Raw genomic sequence first — 21,413 nt, 5'->3', positions numbered from 1 at the left:
GGTTGCCGATCCTAAACAGCCAAATGGCTGTCTCTCTAAAAGAAAGGTGCTTTAGCTCAGCTTGCTTCTAAAAAACGTCGTCGGCAAAATGTGCGGACGCAACAAAATCGTCTGTCTGCAAAACGGCAATCGTCAGATCTAGTGTTTGATCTGCAAATTCCAGCCTCTCGACCGATGTTAGCACATCTACACCGTCGACGCCGGTCAGGTCCGTGACTTGGTATCCCGTGTTTATTGCCAATATCTCGTAGTCAGCGAGATCACCGCTATAAACTGCAGTATCGATGCCGTCGCCACCGGTCAGGCTGTCATTGCCACCCGCGCCCGACAATACATCGTTGTCAGTGCCGCCAAAAATAAAGTCCTCACCTTCGCCGCCATCTAGGCTATCGTTTCCGTCACTACCGTAAAGGTAGTCCGTATCGCCGCCACCTTTGAGGCTATCATCTCCTGCATCGCCCCAAAGACTATCCTTACCTTCGCCACCGAAAAGGGCATCGGCATCTGCACCGCCTCGAAGTCTATCGTCTCCACCGTCACCAAACAGGCGGTCGGTCCCCCTCTCACCTCTTAGGTCGTCATTGCCTTCACCGCCGTATAGCCTATCTGCGCCTTCATCGCCTCGAAGGAAATCCTTGCCCATGCCACCGTATAGCGTATCTGCGCCGATATAGCCGAAGAGGGAATCCTTGCCCATGCCGCCGTATATTTCATCATGACCAGAATGTCCTTTTATGTTGTCAAAGCCATCCCCACCAAAAACTAGATCATTGCCTCTCGAGGCTGAGATGGTGTCGTTGCCACTACCGCCTCTCAATGTGGCGTTAATCTCTCCTAGTCCGTACAGGCGGTCATTGCCATCACCGCCGTTTAATTCGACTAATTCACCGCGACCTCTTAACTCGTCATGGCCCTGCCCACCATTAATCACCCCTCCACCGCTAATTGTGTCGTCACCCAGCCCACCATTTAGCTGACCAAAAATATCGCGGAATTCGTCATCTCCTTCGCCGCCTTCCACTAAACTATATCCACTTAGGTCGCCTCTCCCATGAATAAAGTCGTCACCTTGCCCACCAATAATAGTGTTGTCTCCGGATAGGACGTACAAAGAATCGTTGCCTTCCCCGCCGTCCAGCAAGCCTCTCCCATTCAAATAGTCGTCGCCTTGCCCCCCAATCATAGTGTCCATAGTGTCGTTTCCGGATTGGCCGTACAAAGTATCGTTGCCTTCCCCACCGTCCAGCAAGTCGTCGCCGTTTCCCCCTCGCATGTAGTCAGCGCCTTGATATCCAAAAAATTGAACATTCCCGGACCCTTCACTCACAACCATAGCGTCCTTCATTGAGGTTCCGTGTACAAAGGGTATTTCATTCGTGTTTAGGCCCGCTCCTTCGATGCTCCTACCATCGAGAACTGAAAGTGCGCTTGCGTCTCCAGTGATTTCAACGGTCCCCAACAGCGGTGCACTATCTTTTATTACCCAACCAGCATTGCTGCCTGTGACAGCCACAAACGGGTCTTTTACATTGGTACCGTAACCGCTGGCCTTTCCGGAGATTTTGAGGGTATCCCCGCTCGCTTCTGCGATCAGATTTGTCGGAGCATCGGGAAAATCGATGGTTTGATCGGCAAATTCTAGTTTTTCAACGTGCAGAAACCGGTCGACACCATCGGCACCGGTGTTATCGGTGATTTGGTACATTTGGTTGATGATCTCGATCTGGTAGTTTGCGCGGACACCGCGAAACACCGCTGTATCAACACCTTCTCCACCTTGGATCTCATCATCCCCTGAGGAACCTGTGAGACGGTCGTTGCCAACTCCACCGACCAATTTGTCGTCGCCAGTATCACCATTTAAAAAGTCATTGCCAGCACCACCTTGAACAAGGTCATTGCCTGCTCCGCCGGTGAGAAAGTCGTCATCAGCGCCGCCGAATAGCTCGTCGTTCCCATCGTCTCCGTGCAAGCGGTCATCACCTGCGTTGCCGTGAAGAGTGTCGTTGCCGCTTCCGCCATACAGGCTGTCTAATCCGTAGTACCCATCAAGATAGTCGTTATCTGCGCCACCATGAATTTCATCATAGCCTTTGCCGCCTGAAAGAGTGTCATCACCATTGTGACCATAGAGGAGGTCATATCCAACCATTCCTTTCAGCCTATCGTTACCTTCGCCACCAAAAATTGTGTCGTAGCCATCTCTGCCAATTAAAGAATCATCGCCATCATCGCCTTCCAAAAGGTCATCTTGGTACATTCCGTATACTGTATCGTCGCCTTGCCCTCCGCGCAGTTCTCCACTCCCAAGGAGATCGTCGTCGCCTTGCCCACCCAGCAAAGTGTTTTCACCGTCACCATACCTCGCTCGCAGTGTATCGTTTCCTTCGAGGCCTTCTAAAAGAGCGCCAATACCGCCAACGATGCTATCGTTTCCTTTGCCTCCAATGAGTGTGTCGTTGTCAAATGCTCTCTCAGAACCGCCATGGAGAGTATCGTCGCCATGTCCACCTCTGAGGACGTCAGACTTTTTAGAACCGGTGAGTAAATCGTCGCCGGCATGGCCGCGAAAATGTACACCGCCTGACGATGCTGAGCCGTCTAAAATGTCATGTGAAAAAGTGCCGTCAATGTACCGTAAGTCGGTGGTGTGCAGACCAGCGCCTTCAATGCCTCGGGCATCAAGGTATCCGACGTCGGATGCGTCACCAACGATAGGAACATAGCTGAACGAAGGGGCGCTATCAGAAATCTCCAATCCGGCCGATCCATTTGAGACGGTGACAAGAGGATCGGGTTCACTTGTTCCGAATGCAGCAGCTCTCCCGGAAATGACGAGGTCGCGACCACTCGCAGTTGCCGATAAAATGGTAGGAGCGATAGGGGCGTCCACAATTTGGTCTGCAAACTCCAGCTTCTCTACATTTCGCAACTGGTCTGTGCCGTCGTCGCCTCTGGTGTCGGATACTATCAGGTAAGTGCCGGTCCACCGGATGTCATATTGAGCATGGTTGCCATTGAAGACGGCAGTGTCCGTCCCGTCTCCACCATCGACTTCATCGTCGTCAACGCCTCCGAATAGCCGGTCGTCACCGCCTTGGCCGCTTAGCGTGTCAGTTCCGATACCTCCAGTTAAACTGTCATTTCCGCTTCCGCCGTTCAAAATGTCCCATCCGGTACCACCAGTGAGACTGTCATCCCTACTACCACCCGTGAGTTGGTCATCGCCATTACCACCGAACATTAACCCGCTACCAACGCTGTTGCCGAAGATCAGAACGTCGTTTCCATCGTCTCCAAATAAAACTTCACCTTGGAGAGTGTCGTCCCCAGCGCCTCCATAAAGCGTATCGTAATCGCCTTCGCCATCGAGAAAGTCGTTGCCGTCGTTGCCTTCCACGCTGTCGTCACCCAAAGAACCCCTGATCGTGTCGTTGCCGCCCAATCCCTTGATTTCATCAGACGCGGCGGTGCCAACGATGCTATCGTCACCGGGCGTTCCTAAGATCACCGAACTGTTGGAAATAGTTGCAATTGAATCCATAGAAAATTCGGGGCCGATCTTAGTACCAAGGCTTGAGGGCATGGTTTTCTCCAAATTTTTTTTTAAAGGCACGAATAAAAAGCTGAGCATTCTTGGGGATCACCATAACAAATTTAGCTGATCGTTGATATTTAATACGCCGTCACTTCTTGGCATTTTGCGACAGTAGCGGTCATGGTCCAATCGCGAATATGGGGAAGTTACGCTTTAGGAAAGCAACATGCCAAAACAGAGGAAATGCTTGGCTTAATCCCCCTTCCTTCACGGGCTTCGCGATACAAATCGGCATCGTAGCCCCGGTCTTCCAGCATGTGTTTTACCGCCAGTGAGCAAAACCTCAAAACAAGTCTGGTTTTCCTCGGGCAAACTTGAGGCAGAGGTTCTCCTGTCGGTTCCAGAGATATGAGAGTGTCGGCACTGTCCTTGACCTGCGCCATGAAATCCAAAAACGCAGCATCTTGGCGGTAAGGAATTGGCCGGTCTGTTTCATAGCGTCCCGATGGGCTCCGTTGGTTAGTTTCAAATCAGTCACCGCAGCGACATGACAGGACTTAAGGACAGCCCTGCCCTGTGTCAATTATAGCCCTCACATAATGTATATAAAGATCACGGAAAGTAACAGGCAGAAGTAACATCCACATACGCAGCATGGGCTGCGAGGGGATATAATTCCGACCCGAAGGCCGGAATTAGTCAACGTTTTCAAGGGTGTTTAGGGCGGTTTAGGGTCTTGAAAACCGACGAGGGTTAACGCCCTCCGTGGGTTCGAATCCCACCTCCTCCGCCATCCCCGAACAAAAGTGGGCACCGGTGAGGGCGCCACACTTTCAAGAGCGACAGCGCGTTCAATTTGTTCTCTTCGCCCATAAATTTGGATAGAGTCTTCTCCAACTTCGACGGCATCGACTGCGGCACGTATGTAGGCTCTTTTGTTCGCAATACTTTCTGAGTTGAGCGCGTTCTGCATTGACGCGACGAACTTGACTATCTTGTCGTGATTTATTCGGTTTTGTGGGGCAATCTCTTGAGCGATTTGATCACGCTCTTTTTGGGCACGCTGAAACTCAGATTTAGCGTCCTGAAAGCGATCTTTAAATGCAGCGTCGGCAGCCTCTACCACCCCTGCCTCGATCATCGAATACAGGTTGTCCATCTTTCGTTTGGCTTCCTGCACCTCAGTTTCGCGGTCGACCAAACGTTTCTCGAGATCCTCTGCTGATCGAGATTGACGTTCACGCAGGGGAGACAGAATTTCGTTGACCTTGTCGAACGTGAAGAGACTGGCTTTCAGCGCTGTAGTTATAAGCTCGTCCATGGCTTCCATCGGGACTCTCCGCCCCTCGCAACCGATTGACCCGGTGCGCATGCGGTTCGAGCATGCGTAGTAACGGTAGCGGCCGCTCTTTCCTGTGCTTGTAGTCATGCCGCCGCCGCAGTTCGGGCATACGACAAGACCAGTTAACAACACGTCGCCGGAAACAACTCTTGGTGGTGCTTTTTTGGGGTTCTTCTCGGCCAACACCACCCGAAGGTTTTCGAAGTCATGTTCGCTGACGATTGACGGAACGGCAATTGGAATTTCTACGCCGCCGTTCTCGCCGCTGTGAAAAATTTTGACGCCGGTATAGATACTGTCTGTCAGCCGTCGGTGGACTGCGCTCACGCCCCATCGTGAGCTGTTGCGGGTCTTGTAGCCTCGTTCGTTTAACCAAGAGACAATTTTCTTAATGCCAAGTGGACCCGTGGTGCCGTCGCCCTTGAGCGCGAGGGTAAACATCAACCGAACAGTTTCTGCCTCTGTTTCGTTGACCTCCAACCCCTTCTTCAGTGTTTTTCCTCGCCTGCCGACTTCTACGACGCGGTAGCCAAAAGGGGTGGTGCCCCCATTCCAAAATCCCTGGAGAGCATTCTCGTGCAGGCTTCGACGAACGTGTTTGGCGGTTTCGAGGGACGTGTATTCGTCAAAAATCGCCAGAATTCGGCGAAGAATTTGTCCTTCGCTACTGTCGTCCGTTCTTTGTGTCAGGCTTATGAGACGGATCCCACGTTTGGCCAGAGAGCGGATATGAAGCTCCGCCATAACTTCATCTCTAAAAAACCTGCTATAGGAATGCACAAGGATTATGTCGCAGCCAAGTCCACCATGCTTGATGTCCTCCAGCATTGTCTGAAAGCCAGGTCGATTGTCGTCCCGACCGCTTTTTGCATCACTATACTCGCCGGCAATGATGTAAGCGTGGTGTTTGCAATGCGAGCGTAGCTGTTTCTTCTGGTCCGGTATGGACAAGTCGTTCTGGGCTTGTTGTCCAGTTGAAACCCGCATGTAAAGGACGGCGCGACTGCCGGCAGGGGCTGCCAAGAAATCTCGGGTCATGAATTCTCCGGTGATGAGCTTGTGGAAGGCGGCGAGGGCTTGAGTAAAAGCGCTCATTTGTAGCGGAGCTTTGCTTCATGACGCAAGGAAAAGTTCACTTTTGTTCTCATTTCTTGATCGGGCACCTGCCTTCGTTTTTTTCGAGCGTTCTGAGGTGAACACACGCAAAAAAGAAAGCCGAGTTCGCGAAAGAAGGAGAGTCAATATTGGCGGAATTTCCGAAAACCAAAGGAAAAAAAGTGAAATAAAACAAATTTTTAGAGTTGAATCGCGTGTTTCCGCCTCTTAGGTTTTGGCACATGATCGTAAGATACTTCAGCTTCTCATTTCTTGTCCGGGCATTGGGTCCGAACGGGTTCGGATTAAGTGTCCCGAACTCTGGATACTACGGCCGGTTCGCTTTTGGCGGCCCTGCCGGAGCCAGGGAGATGCGAAGATGCACGCTAACACAACACCAATCCGTCGCGGCGTAGAACTCGGCCGCAAACCGAAGAAACACAAAAGCGATACATCACGGTTTTTCGTGATGAACGAGCTGAAAACCGTTCAATTCGTTTCTGAGGACGAAATCCAATCGCTCCAAAGTCACCTTTTGGATGACCTTCGAGAGTTGATCAACTCACGCGGTTCTCACAGTGCAGTCAGCAGCACTCGTCAAAAGTCAAACCTGACGATCTCTGAATTGGAGGAAAATTGATGCCCGCAAATGTATCTCTGCCTAAGGAAGGGCCAAAGCGAGCTGTTCTGTATACCAGAGTTTCTACCGGCAGACAGGAACTAATGAAACTGTCCATCCCCGATCAGAGTCGACAGATGCGGCAATACTGTGCCAGTCACGAAATTGAGGTTGTTGCCGAATTCAGTGATGCGCAAACCGGGACAAATGGAAACCGATCTGGACTGGAAGAGTTGAGAAAATTGGTCCAAGCGCGCTCAAATGAGCTTGAATTCGTTTTGGTCCATTCTTTTAGCCGGCTCTTTAGGGACCAAATCGAGCTCGAACTATTACAACGCGATCTCAAGAATTCTGGAATCGAATTAGTGAGTATAACGCAGCCCATCGGTGACGACCCAAGTGGAGATTTGTTGAGGAACATCATCTCTTTAATGGACGAGCACCAGTCCAAAGAAACGTCAAAGCACGTCGCTCGCAGCCTCGCCGAAAATGCGCGCCAAGGCTACTGGAATGGTGGAACACCACCTTATGGGTATAGGTCGGTGGAGGCGGGTATGCGTGGTCAAACCATCAAGAAAAAGCTCGAAATTTCTCCCGTCGAAGCGGAAAATGTGGCGTTGATCTTCAGCCTTTATGACAGCGGGAATGGCAAGTCCGGGCCCATGGGCGTGAAGCGGATCACGGAATACCTCAATCAAAACGCCATAAAGCGACGCAAAGGAAAGAATTGGACGGTCGGCATGGTGCACCGTGTTCTGAACGACAACACATACGTCGGTGAATTTTGCTTCGGAAAAACAAAACCAAAGGACGAACAGGTCATCATCGATGTGCCGGTGATTGTGGATCCAACACTGTTCGCAGCAACTCAGCAAAGGCTTCGTAGCAGAAACCCTCGAAAGGCGGCACCACGGACTGTGAACGGGCCTATCCTACTAACGGGTCTCGCAATATGTGGAAAATGCGGCGGGGGAATGACACTCCGAACGGGCAAGAGCGGGAGATATCGCTACTATACTTGCGGCAATCGAAAGAACCAAGGAAGTGCACTCTGCGAAGGGCAATCATTGCCGATGCCAGAGCTGGATCGATTGGTAACGGAAGCTGTTGCCGAGGTTCTTTTTGAGTCATCCCGCATGGAAAAGGTGTTGCAGAAATTGTTCGAATTTCTCGCAACGCTGGACGATGACCAGCGGTTGCGAATGGAGCAATTAAAGCGGGAGCTGACGGAAGCTGAGTCGGCGCTTAGCCGTCTGTATGATTTGGTTATGAAAGGGCTCGCAAGCGCTGGTGACGAGGACTTTGATATCCGATTTTCCAGGGTGAAGGATGAACGGGACATAATCCGCTCTCAGCTGAAAACGCTTTCAGAGGTTCAAAGCCAGCGACGCACGGTTTCCGCGGCTCAAGTGGGCGAGTTCGCAAATTTGGTGGCCGAGAAGTTTTTGACCGGCCCGATTGAGTTTCGAAAATCGTATCTTCGAGCCTTTGTTGAATCGGTTGTCGTTGAGGACGACACGATTCGGATCATCCCAACGGCGGCTTGATGTGAAGTAATTTTGATTTATCCCGCTGCTGGGGCACATCGCGGATGCGCTGCGGGTTGTGCGATTAGCTAAGATGACGAACAGAATGTGCCCAAGTCTGATTGGTCAAGCAAAACAACAACACAGCGCTCTGACACAAAATGAAACCACGCATGAGGTGAAAGGAGATCCCCCACTCGTGTGCTTGTCGTCCGCTGGGGGCGGCCTAACTTGGAACAACACTATGAAACGTTCAAAGAAACTTGAACTCTGCAAATCCTTCCTTTCGACAACTGATCTCGAGCTACAGAACGCTGTTCTGCTTCTCGGAGGCTCCCCGGCGCTGATGCGTCTTCAACGATTTCGCGCGAAGGTCGCGACCGCGGATGGTTTCAAAAGCAGTCACCGTCGCGAACTCAACTGGCTCAAAGGGCTGTTGGGACTCGACCAATTCGAAGAAACAGAGAATGACGAATTCTTCTGTTTTGCGGAACTGTCGCCAGAAGATCCTATCGTGCCATCTCTGTGTCTGCTTTACGAGCAAGTCGTTGAGGTGATTGCCAACATCAACGCCGTTCCTGTCGCAGTTCACAACTGTGACATCAACCAAGCTGCGTGAGGAGGCAAGAAATGGGATATACATACATTCGCCGTGAGCTTTCGCTCGAAGAATTGGCCGCTCAAGTGATTTCGCTGGCCGCGCAATTTTCGGAGGTGTGCGCATGGCACGCACAAGTTCCGAAAAGCCCGTGGCGCCGGGTGTTTCCTCACATGCTGGAACGCTTGGCGTATGGGAATGTTGTGGATGATCGAGATACGGAGTGCATCGCTGAAATTGGGCGCGGTTTTGTTACTGCGGCCAATGCGAGACTGCCCGGATATGGCGACCACGTGCTGAACTGTCCGCACTATGTCGAGGAGCCAATCGACGATGGATTGGCACTCTTGAAGTCCCATATTGAGCTGCATCACCTGTTCCAGTCTCTTCGAAGTCAGTTGATCGCTCGCATGCGTGCACGTGAATTGATTGGTTGCAGCGAATGAGCCCAAAGCGGGCGTTGGTCGACCCAACGCCCGCGGAAAGTATGTCCTCTGTGAGTGCTTTCGCAAGCTTTTTGGAAAACGTTTGCGCTTGACTTCAGAAGCTGCCGCAAGGCGGTGCCGCTCACAAATGAGGTGGCATTTTGGCGTTGGCGTTTCAGGTAAACCATGCAGTTGGCGACGAGCTAAAGTGACAACCTTGGACAGGCGAGGACGGCTGGTATGCAAAGGACAGACAGTTAGAAAGAAGCCCATAAAGGGAGGGAAATACATGAAAAAATCAAGAATACATCCCGTCACAGGAGAAAAGCTGACACGCGACGTGCGCTCATTTGAGGTCAAGGTTGGCGACATGTCGGAGACGGTCATGTTGCCGGGCTGGTATCCCGAAGGTGATGGTGATGGAATCCATACCGGAAAAGACTTTGAAAATGTTGATGACGCCGTCAAACGTCTTCGAGAGTTGCAACCTGAATTTCGGTTCAAGACACGCGGTCGGACACATGACTGAGCAAGAAAAGTGGATCAAGGACTCCTTGCTCGGCATCGAAGAGGATCGCTGTTCATTGTCACTGAGAACTGAGCCGGTATTTTCACCGAGATTTGATCCGCCCTGAGTTATGCGTCGTTCTCTATGACGCGGTCAATGTTTGGGTCTCCAATCCTTTTTCCTTTGCAGCGTCCAAACTTGCTTTGAAGCGGTAGCTGTCGTCGCCTGTTTCGAGGATATTTGGAGAGCGAAGCCGAAGCCAAGATCAAAACCAGCGGCGCAGTCAGACTTCAAACCAGTTGTCACAAGCGATGAAGGCTCGGGAATTTGAGAACATGACAAAAGAGATCGACGAAAAGACCGCGCTATTCCTGAGAATCGTGCGCTCCAAGGCACAGGAAGGCTGGTCTTCATTGAGTTCGGAAGAGTTGATGACATTGATCCCTTCTGGCGGTTTCGTTGATCTCGATGGCAAGCCGATCGACGTATCGACAAAGAAAGGCTCTAACAAACTTGTCGAGCTGATGTCTGAGCCAACAGCAGAAGAGATCGCGTTTTTTGACGACAGAAATCGCCGCGGCCTCGGCGTTGGAAGAGACAAGACGGAAAACATCGTGACGGCAACAACAGATGAATATGTTCAAGATAATCGCGAAGAGAGCCGGCAAAAGATTCTCGAAAAGGTCGAAGTCCGCACCGAAATGCTGAGCGTTTCTCAAGTCGCTGAGTTGCTGCGTGTGAGCGTTCCCGAAGTCGCTGAAATGGAAGCACAGAACCGGTTTTTCGGCTACGAAACTGACGAAGGCTGGCGCTATCCTGGTTTTCAGTTTGATCGTGAAGGAAGCAAGCCATACGCAATCTTAGAGCGCATTCTTACTGAAGCTGGCGACATGCTGCCGGTTCATCTGATGAAGTTTTTCATGACGGACAACTGGAGTCTGACCTCAAATTATGGCGACTTCATCTATGGTAACAGAAAGTTGGCATGGCCGGGCACTTGGCTCGAGTTTGACGAGCCGCGCGTCTACGATATGTTTGTCGAAGAAATGCGCCGAGATAGCCTTGGATGATCGACTGAATGTCGCTGTGAATTGGACATGAGAGCTTCGCGATAGCGGGCAAGGCTCGGGCCTTTCTCGTCGAGAATGCGCCTCCTTTCTTCGATTGCCGGGCGGGCCTCCTCGATCCACTTCTCTTGATCAGTCATCACCAATCCTCTCGTGCAACACCATGCCAGCAGACCTATGCCGACACCTATTCCATGGTGGCGCATGCCAAACTCTACCCGAAGTCGACGCAATCCCAATAACCGTTCTCACTGCCGCCTACATGGCGGCTAACTCCGTTACAAACGGAAGCGTTTGTGCACGTGCTCAATGATGAATAAGTAGAAGCAAACGCGTTTTGGCATTCGCAGCCGCCTATATGGCGGTTTATCTTGTTGTATTGGCCGAAATTTGAGAACAAGGCGATTTCTGAAAAACCACCTGGAGGGTGATCTGAGCGAATTTATAGAGTATCATATTTGATACCTTAATGCCTCATATTAGACTTTAGGGATCATTTATGAGACTTACCATAGACATAAAAACCGCAGCAGAAATCCACCAAGGCATCGCGGCCGCGGCAAAAGCTCGACGGATATCGATGAATATTACTCAGGCTGAACTGTCGTTGCGCTCGGGCGTCGCCATCGCCACCCTGAAGCGCTTTGAGCAAGGAGGGACCGCCACCTTAGCCACCGTGCTGGCAGTTGCCGAATGTCTTGACGCAAGGGAAGAGTTTCAGGAGCTTTTTCCTGCACCGGAGACAGCGACATTGGATGAGATTGAGGCTTACGGCACGCCGAGACAACGAGTTCGAGCAAGAAAAGTAAAATAACCGACCGAGGCGGTCAACTGGGTCGTGAAATCGCGCCGATCGCCAAATTCAACGCGGTTCCAGTTGCAGCTCACAACTGTGACATCAACCAAGCTGCGTGAGGAGGCGAGAGATGGGGTATACATACACTCGTCGAGAGCTTTCGCCCGAAGATTTGGCCACACAAGTGATTTCGCTGGCTGCGCAATTTTCGGAGGTGTGCGACTGGCACGCACAAGTTCCGAAAAGCCCATGGCGTCAGGTGTTCGCACACATGTTGGAACGCTTGCGTTCACGCGACTTGATTGGTTGCAGTGAATGACGCCAGCCTGGTTCTGGCGCAGCAAGATATCGCTTAGAAGGTTTTCGCAAGCAGTAATGGATTTGTTTGCGCCTGAGTAGCAAGAACGTTCACCGGATTGGCGTCGCTACGAGCGAACATGAGAGGAAGGTTTGAACCGCCGAGCTAACCATATAGGTGAATTCCTGACTGACACCCCTATCAAAAGTTGCGCATTGAACTACAGACCATTGTGTTCGAGTATTGCGCCAATTCATTTCGATTGCGGCATACGAATTGTTGTGAGCCGCAAACAACAAAGGCAAAAAATGAACATCGAGAAAACACTCTTCGACGCGGCCGACAAAATGCGCGGCTCCATGGATGCCGGAGAATACAAACACATCGCCTTGGGGCTACTCTTCCTGCGGTATGTGTCTGAGTCCTTCCAGCGTCTGCATGACGAGTTGTCAAAGGACGACTACGCAGATCCAGAAGATCGTGACGAATACCTCGCTGAAAGCGTGTTCTGGGTGCCAGAAGCGGCCCGCTGGGCGACGCTGTCCAAACAATCCAAGGATCCCCGTATCGGTGTGATGCTTGATGACGCCATGCGTGCCATCGAGAAGGACAACGAAAGCCTCAAGGGCGCCCTGCCGAAGGTCTTTGGTAAGGAAAGCATCGACCGCGCCATGCTCACCGGCCTTTTGGACCTCTTTGCCAATATCAAATTTGAGGGCACCAAGGACGACTTCGACCTGATCGGGCGCATCTATGAATACTGCATCGGCGAATTCGCCAGCTCCGAGGGCAAGCGCGGCGGGGAATTCTATACACCAAAATCCATTGTGGACACGATGATCGAAATGATCGAGCCGACCAAGGGCCGCGTCTATGACCCGTGCTGCGGCACCGGGGGCTTCTTTGTGCAGTCCGAGAAGTTCATCGAGGCGCACAAAGGCCAGAAAAACGACATCGCCGTCTACGGACAGGAACGCAACCACACCACCTTTGGTCTGGCGCGCATGAACCTCGCCATTCGAGGCATCTTTGGCGACATCCGCTGGAATTCCGAAGGCACGCTGGTCAAAAACGCTTTCCCGGATGAGCGGTTTGACTACATCCTCGCCAATCCGCCGTTCAACATCTCTGACTGGTCGGGCGACATGCTGCGCGAGGATGCGCGCTGGAAATACGGCGCGCCGCCGGTGGGCAATGCTAACTTTGCCTGGATCCAGCATATCTATCACCAGCTTTCCACCTCCGGCATCGGCGGGGTGGTCATGGCCAATGGGTCCATGTCGTCTATGTCGGGCGGCGAAGGTGACATTCGCCGTTCCTTGGTCGAGGGCGACGCGGTGGACGCCATGGTCGCGCTGCCGGGGCAGCTGTTTTATGGCACGCAAATTCCGGCATGCCTTTGGATTCTGGCCAAAGACAAATCCAACGGCGTAGCCAAGGATGCCAAGCTGCGCGACCGGCGCGGTGAGGTGCTGTTTATCGATGCGCGCAAGATGGGCGCGCTGGTGCCGGGCAGCCGGAAGCAGAAAGAGCTTTCCGGGGATGAGATTGGCCGCATCGCCACCGCCTATCACGCATGGCGGGGGGAGCCGGACGCGGGCGAATACGAGGACGTGCCGGGGTTCTGTAAATCAGCCGGTAAGGATGAGATCGCCAAACACAATTTTGTGCTGACACCAGGGCGCTATGTCGGCGCTGGCGCGGCTGAAGAAGACAGTGAACCGTTTGAGGAGAAGTTTGCGCGTCTAATGGGAGAACTGCGGGGGCAGTTTGCCGAGGGGCAGCGACTGGAGAAAGAGATTGAGGATCGCCTGGAGTCGCTTAAATGATTGAGGAAATTAGGCTTGGGGACGTTTGTTCCAAGATCGGAAGCGGAGCGACACCCAGAGGCGGCAAGCAGAGCTACTTGCAAGAAGGTCCGTTCAGCCTTGTTCGCAGCCAGAATGTCTACAATCACGGCTTTGAAAAGGCTGGTCTGGCATTCATAAGTGAGGATCAAGCCAAACGATTGAACAATGTCGCAGTGGAGTCTGGTGATGTTCTGCTAAATATCACCGGTGATAGCGTTGCTCGAGCATGTCAGGTGACGGATTCTGTTTTGCCGGCGAGGGTGAACCAGCATGTGGCCATCATCCGACCAAACCCCGAGATATTGGATCCGCTATTTCTTCGCTATTTCCTTGTCCAACCCTCTTTTCAAGAACATATGTTTGCCCTCGCTTCAGTAGGCGCTACGCGAAATGCTTTGACAAAAGGCATGGTTGAGGACTTTGTCGTTCCTGCTCGGGATATTTTGGAACAACGCAAAATCGCAGCCGTCCTCGGGGCGCTGGATGACAAGATCGAGCTGAACCGCAAGACGGCGGCGACTTTGGAAGAGATGGCGCGAGCGCTGTATCGGTCGTGGTTTGTCGATTTCGACCCCGTCCACGCCAAAGCTGCGGGCCGCGCCCCCGCCCACATGGACGCCCAAACCGCCGCGTTGTTTCCGGATCGCTTTGGTGAGGATGGCTTGCCGGAGGGGTGGGAGGCGGAGTCTTTTGCAGGATACATGGATATCAAGGGGGGAACGCAGCCACCGAAGAGCGAGTTCCTATATGAGCCAAGTGAAGGGTATGTTCGACTTGTGCAGATTAGAGACTATGATGGCGACAACCATCTGACTTTCGTCAGAAACACCCCAAAGCTTAGAAAATGCGAAGCTTTGGATGTCATGATAGGTAGGTATGGTGCTTCGGTCGGACGTATCGGGTGGGGACTTTCAGGTGCCTACAATGTTGCTCTCGTAAAGGCAGAGCCATTTTATTCTGGTGACCGTGAATTTGTCCGTTCGGTGTGCTTATCCTACGAATTCCAAGAATACATTCAGGCCATTAGTGGTCGAAGCGCTCAATCTGGTTTCAACAAGGGGGACATAGCGGCTTTCGATGTGGTGGCGGGAAGTCGAAGGGTTCGAGAAGCTTTTTCTGAGAGCGTTCTCGGGTTGAGGCTTGCTCAAGCTCAGAAGCAAAAAGAAAACCAAACCCTCGCCACCCTCCGCGATACGCTCCTTCCGCGCCTGATGTCCGGCGAATTGCGCGTTGGCGCTGTGAAAGAACAGGTGGAGTCCATGACCACATGATGGCCTCGGGTGACTTCCGCGCATACTTACGGCTGCTTGCACACAAGGTGTGGGCAGATCAAGGCGACGCAATCAAATACGGCCTGACCCTACAGGAAGAGACGATCACAGAAACGCTTTTGCTGCAGATGGCTCGTGATCTTTCCCCAATGGGTTTGAACGTCAAAATGTTCTCCCGACAGGAGGAAGGCGGTGTCACTCGCAAGGATGGCACAGTCGAAAAAGTGGGAAACGGAGCAGACTGGGAATGGTTTGTGGACCTGCCGGATTGCATGATCGGGTTTCGTGTCCAGGCTAAGAGATTGTTTGGGTCACCCGCTAAAGATGGATCTTATGACAGCTTCCATCCAGGTGGGAAACAGATCACAGACCTTATCAATGCAGCGAGCGGGCTGAACCCAATTTACGTGTTCTACAACCACGGTCAGATCAAAAATCGGGACCTATTTGATCGTTCCCCAAAGACCACATGGTATGGTCGAAGCTCGTGGGGGTGCTCGGTCGCAACAGCGAACTTTATGCGGTATGCTAAGAGCAAATCTCTTTCATCTCTTCGACCTGGAATGGTGCCGTGGCATCAGTTTTTTGCAATTGCAAACTCTGCACAACATGGCTGTGGGGTCGTGAGAGTCATGGGAAAAATGTCGGGGCAGCAGCAGTTCAAACTGTCCACAAAGCGTCCCAAATGGGTTTATGAGCTGCTTGCACACCATGCCGGCGATCTTGGCGTGCAAGCGATCGATCCTGAGTTTTTTGAAACGGGTGATGGCGAAGCGAGTGAGCTCTCGACACTTGAGCAAACCTTGAACGAGCGCAATTTGGGCGGGGTTGCATACATAGACTTTAGAGAATTTGAGAGTGATTGATGTTCCAAGTAGATTTGACAGAAAACCGCATTCAAAAGCTTGAAGAAAAACGCTTTGCTGACCTCAATTTGCGTGAACGGGAACACCTTCAGGAATGGTTGGTTGGCCAGCCGGACGCCTTGGGCGAAGAACTTCTGATTATCCAGAAAGAGTTCGATGGATTTGCTGACACACGCGAGCGGCTGGACCTGCTGGCGCTCGACAAAGACGGACAATTGGTGGTGATCGAAAACAAGCTGGATGACTCCGGCCGGGACGTCACCTGGCAGGCGCTTAAATACACGGCGTATGTGTCCAGCCTGACCAAGGCGCAGATCGTGGAGATCCACCAGAGCTATCTGGAACGCTACTGTGGTGGAGGCAAGGCATCAGACCGCATTTGCGAGTTCCTTGATGCGGAAGAGCTGAGCGAGGTTGTTTTGAATGAAGGCAACGGGCAGCGCTTGTTCTTCGTGGCCGCGAAATTCCGCAAGGAGGTGACGTCAACAGTGCTGTGGCTGCGTGACCACAAGATCGACGCGCGGTGTTTCAAGGTGGTGCCCTATGCGCATGGAGACGAGCTGTTTGTCGACATCCAACCGGTTATACCGACCCCTGAGGCGGCAGATTTCATGATTGGCATGGCCGAGAAAGAATCTGAGGCGCGCGGGGCGCAAGGCGAGCAGAAAGCCCGACACAAGTTGCGCCGGGACTATTGGGAAGCGACGCTCGAGGCGCTGAAGGACGCTGGCGACCGGCTCTATCAGAATATCAGCCCAAGCAAGGACCATTGGCTAAGTGCCGGTTCAGGCATGCGGGCCTGCCACTATGCTTTGATCTTCGGGAAGTCCGAGATCCGGGTGGAATTCACATTTGGCCGGGCCGACGCAAGCGAAAACAAATGGCTGTTTGACCGGCTCCATGAGCGCAAAGACGAGGTAGAGGCGGTATTCGGGGATGAAATCTCGTGGCTTCGTCTCGATGAAAAGAAGGCAAGTCGGATCCAGTTCGGTATGGCCTGTGATGGCTATAACCGTGACAACTGGCCGGACTATGTGTCTTGGCACGTGGCGCATATCGCGAAGCTGGAAAAGGCTCTTAAAGCGCCCATCAGCGAGTTGAACGTTGAACTGAAGGCACAGGCAAACTGAAATGGGGTCTATTTCCGAAGCAACCCAAACTATCCTCCGCAAGACTCTCTTACCGAACCGAACGTTCGAAGCATTGTGCGTTTTTGAGGCAAAGAAACAAGTGGAGAAAGCATGACTGTCATTTGCTTGAATCACAGAGAAGAGATTGAAGGTGCGATCCGCCATTGTGACGACGATCTCATTATTTACGAAAATTTCGATCCAAATGATTATGACTGCGGCCCTTTTGCACTTTGGCATCCTGACTGGGAGGACGACGAATGTGAAAAGACTTTTTCCAAAGAAATTGCGTTAAGCTACGGTCTCGACAGTTGCCTTTTTATTGAACATGAAGAGGTCGGTATATGGATCGATGACTACTTGTTTAAACTCGGAATAAGAGACCATGTTGCCGGTTTCATTGATGACGATGGAGCAAAGAGATTGTTCTCCGGTCTAACCGAGCGCTTGCTTAAATATGGTTACGTGACGTTTGCGGAGTTTGCGATGGCGTTCCTCGGTAGCATTCAGCGAGCGATGTCCATCTCTGACCAGAATGTCCAGCGCGCAAAAGTGTCCCTTCAATTGGCAAGGCAAGAGGTAAAGCGGTGCTACCTCGAGGCCGTGCTAAATGAGGATGTCTCTGATCTGACAGTCCGACTGATGGAGGCGCCGAGTATAGTCAGGTTGGCGACACTGCCGGAAATTGACGAGATACTGGCTGGCTTGCCGGTGCCACCACCTATTGGCGTGGTTTTCAGATGAAACGCGACCTTCCAAACCAAACAGATTGGTGATCATTGATGGCATTCATTTCAGAAGCAGACGTGGAAGCGTTCTTGATGGAAGAGTTGGGCGAACTTGGTATTTCGCTCATGCATGGCGCAGAGACGGCCCCCGACAACAAGCCTGCTCTTCGTGGGTCATATCATCAGACAATCCTTGAACCTGAGCTACTGGCGTCGCTTGAGCGCCTGAACCCAGAGGTGCCCAAGCGTGCCCTGGAGGCAGCCTCGAAACAAGTCTTGGACGCGGTATTCACCACGGATTTGATGCAAGAAAACCAACGCCTGCATCAATTGATGGTCAACGGCGTCAAGGTGTCTTTTGTCGACGACGGTGAAGAGCGCAATACCGTGGTGAGCTTGATCGATTGGAGCAACGCGCAGAACGATTGGCGCGCGGTAAACCAATTTGACGTTGTAGGGCGCAATCCTCGTATTCCTGATGTCGTGCTCTTCCTTAATGGAATGCCGCTTGTAGTGATCGAGCTGAAAGGAACGGAAGGCAAGGATATCGATGCCGCTTTCAACCAGATCGAGACATACAAATCCGACCTACCCGAACTATTCCGAACCAACCTGATCAATGTGATCAGCGATGGGCACGTGGCCCGCTTCGGTTCTCTGTCGGCCAATCTCGACCGGTTCATGGCCTGGCGCACCATCGATGGTGAAACACTTGTTCCTGTTGGAACCGACCTTGCGCTTTTGACACTGTCGCAGGGGCTTTTGAAGCCTGAAACTTTGCTGGATCTTCTGCGGTGGTGCGTTGTCTTTGAAGATGAAGGAAAGGGCCCAGTCAAGAAAGTCGCCGGCTATCACCAGTTCTTCGCCGTGCAAAAGGGTCTTAAGGCCATCAGGAGCGCTCGGGGACGTGATGGCAAGGCCGGTGTGGTATGGCACACACAGGGTTCCGGGAAGTCGCTCCTGATGACCTATTTGGCTGGCCGCGTCATGCATGACCCAGAGATGGAAAACCCCACGTTGTTGGCGCTCACCGACCGCAATGACCTGGACAATCAGTTGTTCGCGACATTTGCGCGCTGCAAGGACATATTGGGGGAAGAGCCGGTTCAGGCCGAAGGGATATCCGATTTGAAAACCCTCTTGGACCGTCAAGTTGGGGGGATTGTCTTTTCGACCATCCAGAAGTTCCGCGCTGAAGACGGCGGCATATTTCCAGAAATCACCGATCGTTCAAATGTCGTGGTGATGGTCGATGAGGCCCATAGGACGCAATACGGCTTCGATGCAAAGGTCACAAAGACCGGTGAAGTCCGATACGGCTTAGCCTATCAGTTGCGACAAGCTCTACCCAATGCCGTATACGTTGGCTTTACGGGCACGCCTGTGGACTTGGTCGGCGCAGATACCCGCGGTGTTTTTGGCGAATACATCGATGTCTACGACATATCTCAAGCTGTCGAAGATGGAGCAACTGTTCCGATTTACTACGAGGCGCGGGTAGCTCGGGTCGAGCTTGATGAGGACCTCGCGGATCAGATTGATGACGAGTTTGACGACGCCACTGAAGGGCTCGAGGACAGCGAAGCCAACTCCGTTGCGCGAAAGTGGGCCACTGTTGAAGCGCTTGTTGGCGCCGACAAGCGACTTGAAAAAGTTGTTGGAGATATCCTCAAGCACTTTGATGCGCGCATAGAAGCCATCGATGGCAAGGCCATGATCGTATGCATGAGCCGGCGGATTTGTGTGGACGTATACAATCGCCTCGTCGCTGAAAGACCGGAGTGGCACGGCGACACTGACGACACAGGCGTCGTCAAAGTGATCATGACTGGCAACGCGACGGATACGGCGGACATGCAGCCGCACATCCGATCGAAGTCGCGACAAGAGGCCATTCGGAACCGCTACAAAGATGTAAGCGACCCTCTGAAGCTCGTGATTGTCCGAGACATGTGGCTCACCGGTTTTGACGCTCCATGTATGCATACTTTGTATGTCGACAAACCCATGAAGGGCCATGGGCTAATGCAGGCGATTGCGCGGGTGAACAGGGTGTTCAAAGGCAAGCCGGCTGGATTGGTTGTGGACTACATCGGCCTTGCGGCCGACCTCAAGAAGGCACTCGCCCACTACTCGCAATCAGATCAGGCAAAGACCGGCGTCAATGAAGCGGAAGCGATATCCGCATTCCTTGACGCTCTGGACGTGGCGCGCCAACAGTTCTTCGGTTTTGATTATTCTGCTGCGCTAAATGGAACCGCCAAGGACCGGTTGAAGGTGCTGCCCGCCGCGATTGAGCACATCCTGGCCAAAGATCAATCCAGCGAAGGCAGCAAAAAAAGATTTCTCGATGCTGTAGCGGCATTGATTCAAGCCTTTAAACTTGCATCTGGTAGCCCCGCGGCAACCGAGCACTCCGTAGAAGTTGCGTTTTTCACTGCCGTGCGCACGGGTCTCGAAAAGCTGGATGCTGCCGGCAAGGGCTCCAACGGTCGATCTCCGGACTTCGCGCTCCAACAACTGGTCAACAGTGCGGTTGCTTCAACAGAAGTAGTCGATATTCTCGTGGCCTGCGGTTTTGATAGGCCAGATATCAGCGTCCTCTCAGAAGAGTTCATGCTCGAAATTCAGAACATGGAGCACAAAAACCTTGCCGTTGAAGCGCTGAAAAAGCTCCTGAACGGTGAGATTTCAGCTCGGACCAAGTCAAATGTAGTCAAACGGGAAGAATTTTCGGAACGGCTGCAGCAAGCAATGGCGCGCTACCACAATAGAAGCGTCGACGCGCTTCAGATCATTCAGGAACTGATTGATCTGGCCAAGGAGCTTCAGAACGAAGCGGATGATGGATTGAACTCGGAAGAGCGGGCCTTCTACGACGCTCTCGCACAAAACGACAGCGCTGTTGAGGCAATGACCAACAAGGAGCTTCAGGTGGTAGCGGCAGAGTTGGTGTCGACAGTTCGAAATAACTCAGGTGTCGATTGGTGGAAACGTGAGGACGTCAGAGCAAAAATGCGTGTTGCCGTTCGCCGAATTCTGAAGCGCCATGGGTTTCCGCCTGACCTGACGGCAGACGCCGTCAAGACCGTGCTCAAGCAAGCTGAAGCAATGGCGACGGAAATGCAGCATTCCACCTAATGCAGAATTCACGTTCGAAGCGTTATGTGTTCCGCGCAATGCGTGCTGACCGGCTCAAGATGATCTGGTGGGATGGGACCGGTCTCGTGATGGCATACAAACGGCTGGAGCAGAATGCGTTCAAATGGCCAGCCATTCGCGATGGTGTTTTGTGGCAGGAAGCATGGCAGGTCCAAATTGTGTCAAATGCGACACGAAGACCGGCTGCCTAAGGGCAACGAAGCACATGGTTCGGGATCTTGCCTGCATTATCCCTCATGGTTGCCAACAACCGAGGAACAATTCGCGCTAAAATCCAACAAGTCGCGGCCTAAATCGCTGTCTCCGGTCGCAGCTGCCATTCGATCAAAGAAAGGAACGTAGGCAACCGCTTCTGACTTCGCCACCTGACAGAAGAATTCATTAAGGATGGTTGTTTCACAAAGCTGCGTTCTATGACAGAAAGCAACTTGGCTGTAGAAGTTATCCAGGAGAGGCAATGTCAGAGGAAACTCGGTTGTGAAGGGCAGGGTGGCGACCTAGCGTTGCCGAATGACAAAACGGTCCCCTTTTCGCTACTTCAAAACGAGCCCTGAGATTATCCGCCTTGCGGTGATGCTCTATGTCCGATTTCCA

At 52.4% G+C, this 21,413-nt stretch carries 16 protein-coding genes and 1 pseudogene; 15 read left to right on the top strand and 2 right to left on the bottom strand.

The window, feature by feature from the left end; translation table 11 throughout:
• Positions 1–67 precede the first annotated feature (67 nt).
• The gene (locus ABJI08_RS20155; RefSeq protein ID WP_348403654.1) at positions 68–3,634 is read right to left on the bottom strand and encodes a calcium-binding protein; all 3,567 of its coding nucleotides are present in this window, start codon (positions 3,632–3,634) and stop codon (positions 68–70) included.
• A 622-nt stretch (positions 3,635–4,256) separates the two neighbouring features.
• A complete protein-coding gene (locus ABJI08_RS20150; RefSeq protein WP_348403653.1) occupies positions 4,257–5,975 on the bottom strand; it encodes a recombinase family protein in 1,719 nt (572 codons plus the stop codon).
• Between the two features lie 379 nt (positions 5,976–6,354).
• Between ABJI08_RS20150 and ABJI08_RS20145 the strand changes: the two genes are divergently transcribed.
• The 15 genes and pseudogenes from ABJI08_RS20145 to ABJI08_RS20075 form a co-directional block, all read left to right on the top strand.
• On the top strand, positions 6,355–6,615 hold the full coding sequence (locus ABJI08_RS20145) for a hypothetical protein (RefSeq protein WP_348403652.1): 261 nt from the start codon (positions 6,355–6,357) through the stop codon (positions 6,613–6,615).
• Entirely contained in the window at positions 6,615–8,141 is a 1,527-nt protein-coding gene (locus ABJI08_RS20140; RefSeq protein ID WP_348403651.1) for a recombinase family protein, read from the top strand. The genes ABJI08_RS20145 and ABJI08_RS20140 overlap by 1 nt, the downstream gene beginning before the upstream one ends.
• Positions 8,142–8,364: 223 nt before the next feature.
• Positions 8,365–8,739, top strand: a complete 375-nt coding sequence (locus ABJI08_RS20135) for a hypothetical protein (protein ID WP_348403650.1) — start codon at positions 8,365–8,367, stop codon at positions 8,737–8,739.
• Positions 8,740–8,750: 11 nt separating this feature from the next.
• Positions 8,751–9,164 carry a hypothetical protein gene (locus ABJI08_RS20130; RefSeq protein ID WP_348403649.1) on the top strand — a complete coding sequence of 138 codons (414 nt, stop codon included), beginning with the start codon at positions 8,751–8,753 and terminating at the stop codon, positions 9,162–9,164.
• 268 nt (positions 9,165–9,432) lie between these two features.
• The gene (locus ABJI08_RS20125) at positions 9,433–9,672 is read left to right on the top strand and encodes a hypothetical protein (RefSeq protein WP_348403648.1); all 240 of its coding nucleotides are present in this window, start codon (positions 9,433–9,435) and stop codon (positions 9,670–9,672) included.
• A 314-nt stretch (positions 9,673–9,986) separates the two neighbouring features.
• Positions 9,987–10,721, top strand: coding sequence for a hypothetical protein (locus tag ABJI08_RS20120; RefSeq protein ID WP_348403647.1), 735 nt, complete (start codon positions 9,987–9,989; stop codon positions 10,719–10,721).
• A gap of 496 nt (positions 10,722–11,217) precedes the next feature.
• Complete coding sequence (locus ABJI08_RS20115) at positions 11,218–11,532, top strand: helix-turn-helix transcriptional regulator (protein ID WP_348403646.1); 315 nt, start codon at positions 11,218–11,220, stop codon at positions 11,530–11,532.
• A 588-nt stretch (positions 11,533–12,120) separates the two neighbouring features.
• Positions 12,121–13,641, top strand: coding sequence for a class I SAM-dependent DNA methyltransferase (locus ABJI08_RS20110; protein WP_348403645.1), 1,521 nt, complete (start codon positions 12,121–12,123; stop codon positions 13,639–13,641).
• Positions 13,638–14,933, top strand: a complete 1,296-nt coding sequence (locus ABJI08_RS20105) for a restriction endonuclease subunit S (RefSeq protein ID WP_348403644.1) — start codon at positions 13,638–13,640, stop codon at positions 14,931–14,933. Before ABJI08_RS20110 ends, ABJI08_RS20105 begins: the two co-directional genes overlap by 4 nt.
• Positions 14,930–15,799 carry a hypothetical protein gene (locus ABJI08_RS20100; RefSeq protein WP_348403643.1) on the top strand — a complete coding sequence of 290 codons (870 nt, stop codon included), beginning with the start codon at positions 14,930–14,932 and terminating at the stop codon, positions 15,797–15,799. Before ABJI08_RS20105 ends, ABJI08_RS20100 begins: the two co-directional genes overlap by 4 nt.
• On the top strand, positions 15,799–16,929 hold the full coding sequence (locus ABJI08_RS20095; protein WP_348403642.1) for a DUF4268 domain-containing protein: 1,131 nt from the start codon (positions 15,799–15,801) through the stop codon (positions 16,927–16,929). The genes ABJI08_RS20100 and ABJI08_RS20095 overlap by 1 nt, the downstream gene beginning before the upstream one ends.
• 111 nt (positions 16,930–17,040) lie before the next feature.
• Positions 17,041–17,673 (top strand): hypothetical protein, encoded by a 633-nt coding sequence (locus tag ABJI08_RS20090; RefSeq protein ID WP_348403641.1) that lies wholly within the window; start codon positions 17,041–17,043, stop codon positions 17,671–17,673.
• Between the two features lie 38 nt (positions 17,674–17,711).
• Complete coding sequence (locus ABJI08_RS20085) at positions 17,712–20,798, top strand: type I restriction endonuclease subunit R (RefSeq protein WP_348403640.1); 3,087 nt, start codon at positions 17,712–17,714, stop codon at positions 20,796–20,798.
• A complete protein-coding gene (gene tnpB / locus ABJI08_RS20080; RefSeq protein ID WP_348403639.1) occupies positions 20,798–21,010 on the top strand; it encodes an IS66 family insertion sequence element accessory protein TnpB in 213 nt (70 codons plus the stop codon). Before ABJI08_RS20085 ends, tnpB begins: the two co-directional genes overlap by 1 nt.
• Positions 21,011–21,329: 319 nt before the next feature.
• A pseudogene (locus ABJI08_RS20075) lies at positions 21,330–21,413 on the top strand (IS6 family transposase); the annotation flags it as partial.

This window comes from Shimia sp., assembly GCF_039969785.1.
GTDB lineage: Bacteria > Pseudomonadota > Alphaproteobacteria > Rhodobacterales > Rhodobacteraceae > Shimia.
Note: the sequence above shows the minus strand (reverse complement) of the source record. Positions and strands in the feature narration are given on the sequence as shown.

Bases quoted from the DNA above. Each gene is read 5' to 3' on its own strand.
- ABJI08_RS20155 (WP_348403654.1), bottom strand. From the start codon at position 3,634: ATGCTCAGCTTTTTATTCGTGCCTTTAAAAAAAAATTTGGAGAAAACC.
- ABJI08_RS20150 (WP_348403653.1), bottom strand. From the start codon at position 5,975: ATGAGCGCTTTTACTCAAGCCCTCGCCGCCTTCCACAAGCTCATCACC.
- ABJI08_RS20145 (WP_348403652.1), top strand. From the start codon at position 6,355: ATGCACGCTAACACAACACCAATCCGTCGCGGCGTAGAACTCGGCCGC.
- ABJI08_RS20140 (WP_348403651.1), top strand. From the start codon at position 6,615: ATGCCCGCAAATGTATCTCTGCCTAAGGAAGGGCCAAAGCGAGCTGTT.
- ABJI08_RS20135 (WP_348403650.1), top strand. From the start codon at position 8,365: ATGAAACGTTCAAAGAAACTTGAACTCTGCAAATCCTTCCTTTCGACA.
- ABJI08_RS20130 (WP_348403649.1), top strand. From the start codon at position 8,751: ATGGGATATACATACATTCGCCGTGAGCTTTCGCTCGAAGAATTGGCC.
- ABJI08_RS20125 (WP_348403648.1), top strand. From the start codon at position 9,433: ATGAAAAAATCAAGAATACATCCCGTCACAGGAGAAAAGCTGACACGC.
- ABJI08_RS20120 (WP_348403647.1), top strand. From the start codon at position 9,987: ATGACAAAAGAGATCGACGAAAAGACCGCGCTATTCCTGAGAATCGTG.
- ABJI08_RS20115 (WP_348403646.1), top strand. From the start codon at position 11,218: ATGAGACTTACCATAGACATAAAAACCGCAGCAGAAATCCACCAAGGC.
- ABJI08_RS20110 (WP_348403645.1), top strand. From the start codon at position 12,121: ATGAACATCGAGAAAACACTCTTCGACGCGGCCGACAAAATGCGCGGC.
- ABJI08_RS20105 (WP_348403644.1), top strand. From the start codon at position 13,638: ATGATTGAGGAAATTAGGCTTGGGGACGTTTGTTCCAAGATCGGAAGC.
- ABJI08_RS20100 (WP_348403643.1), top strand. From the start codon at position 14,930: ATGATGGCCTCGGGTGACTTCCGCGCATACTTACGGCTGCTTGCACAC.
- ABJI08_RS20095 (WP_348403642.1), top strand. From the start codon at position 15,799: ATGTTCCAAGTAGATTTGACAGAAAACCGCATTCAAAAGCTTGAAGAA.
- ABJI08_RS20090 (WP_348403641.1), top strand. From the start codon at position 17,041: ATGACTGTCATTTGCTTGAATCACAGAGAAGAGATTGAAGGTGCGATC.
- ABJI08_RS20085 (WP_348403640.1), top strand. From the start codon at position 17,712: ATGGCATTCATTTCAGAAGCAGACGTGGAAGCGTTCTTGATGGAAGAG.
- tnpB (WP_348403639.1), top strand. From the start codon at position 20,798: ATGCAGAATTCACGTTCGAAGCGTTATGTGTTCCGCGCAATGCGTGCT.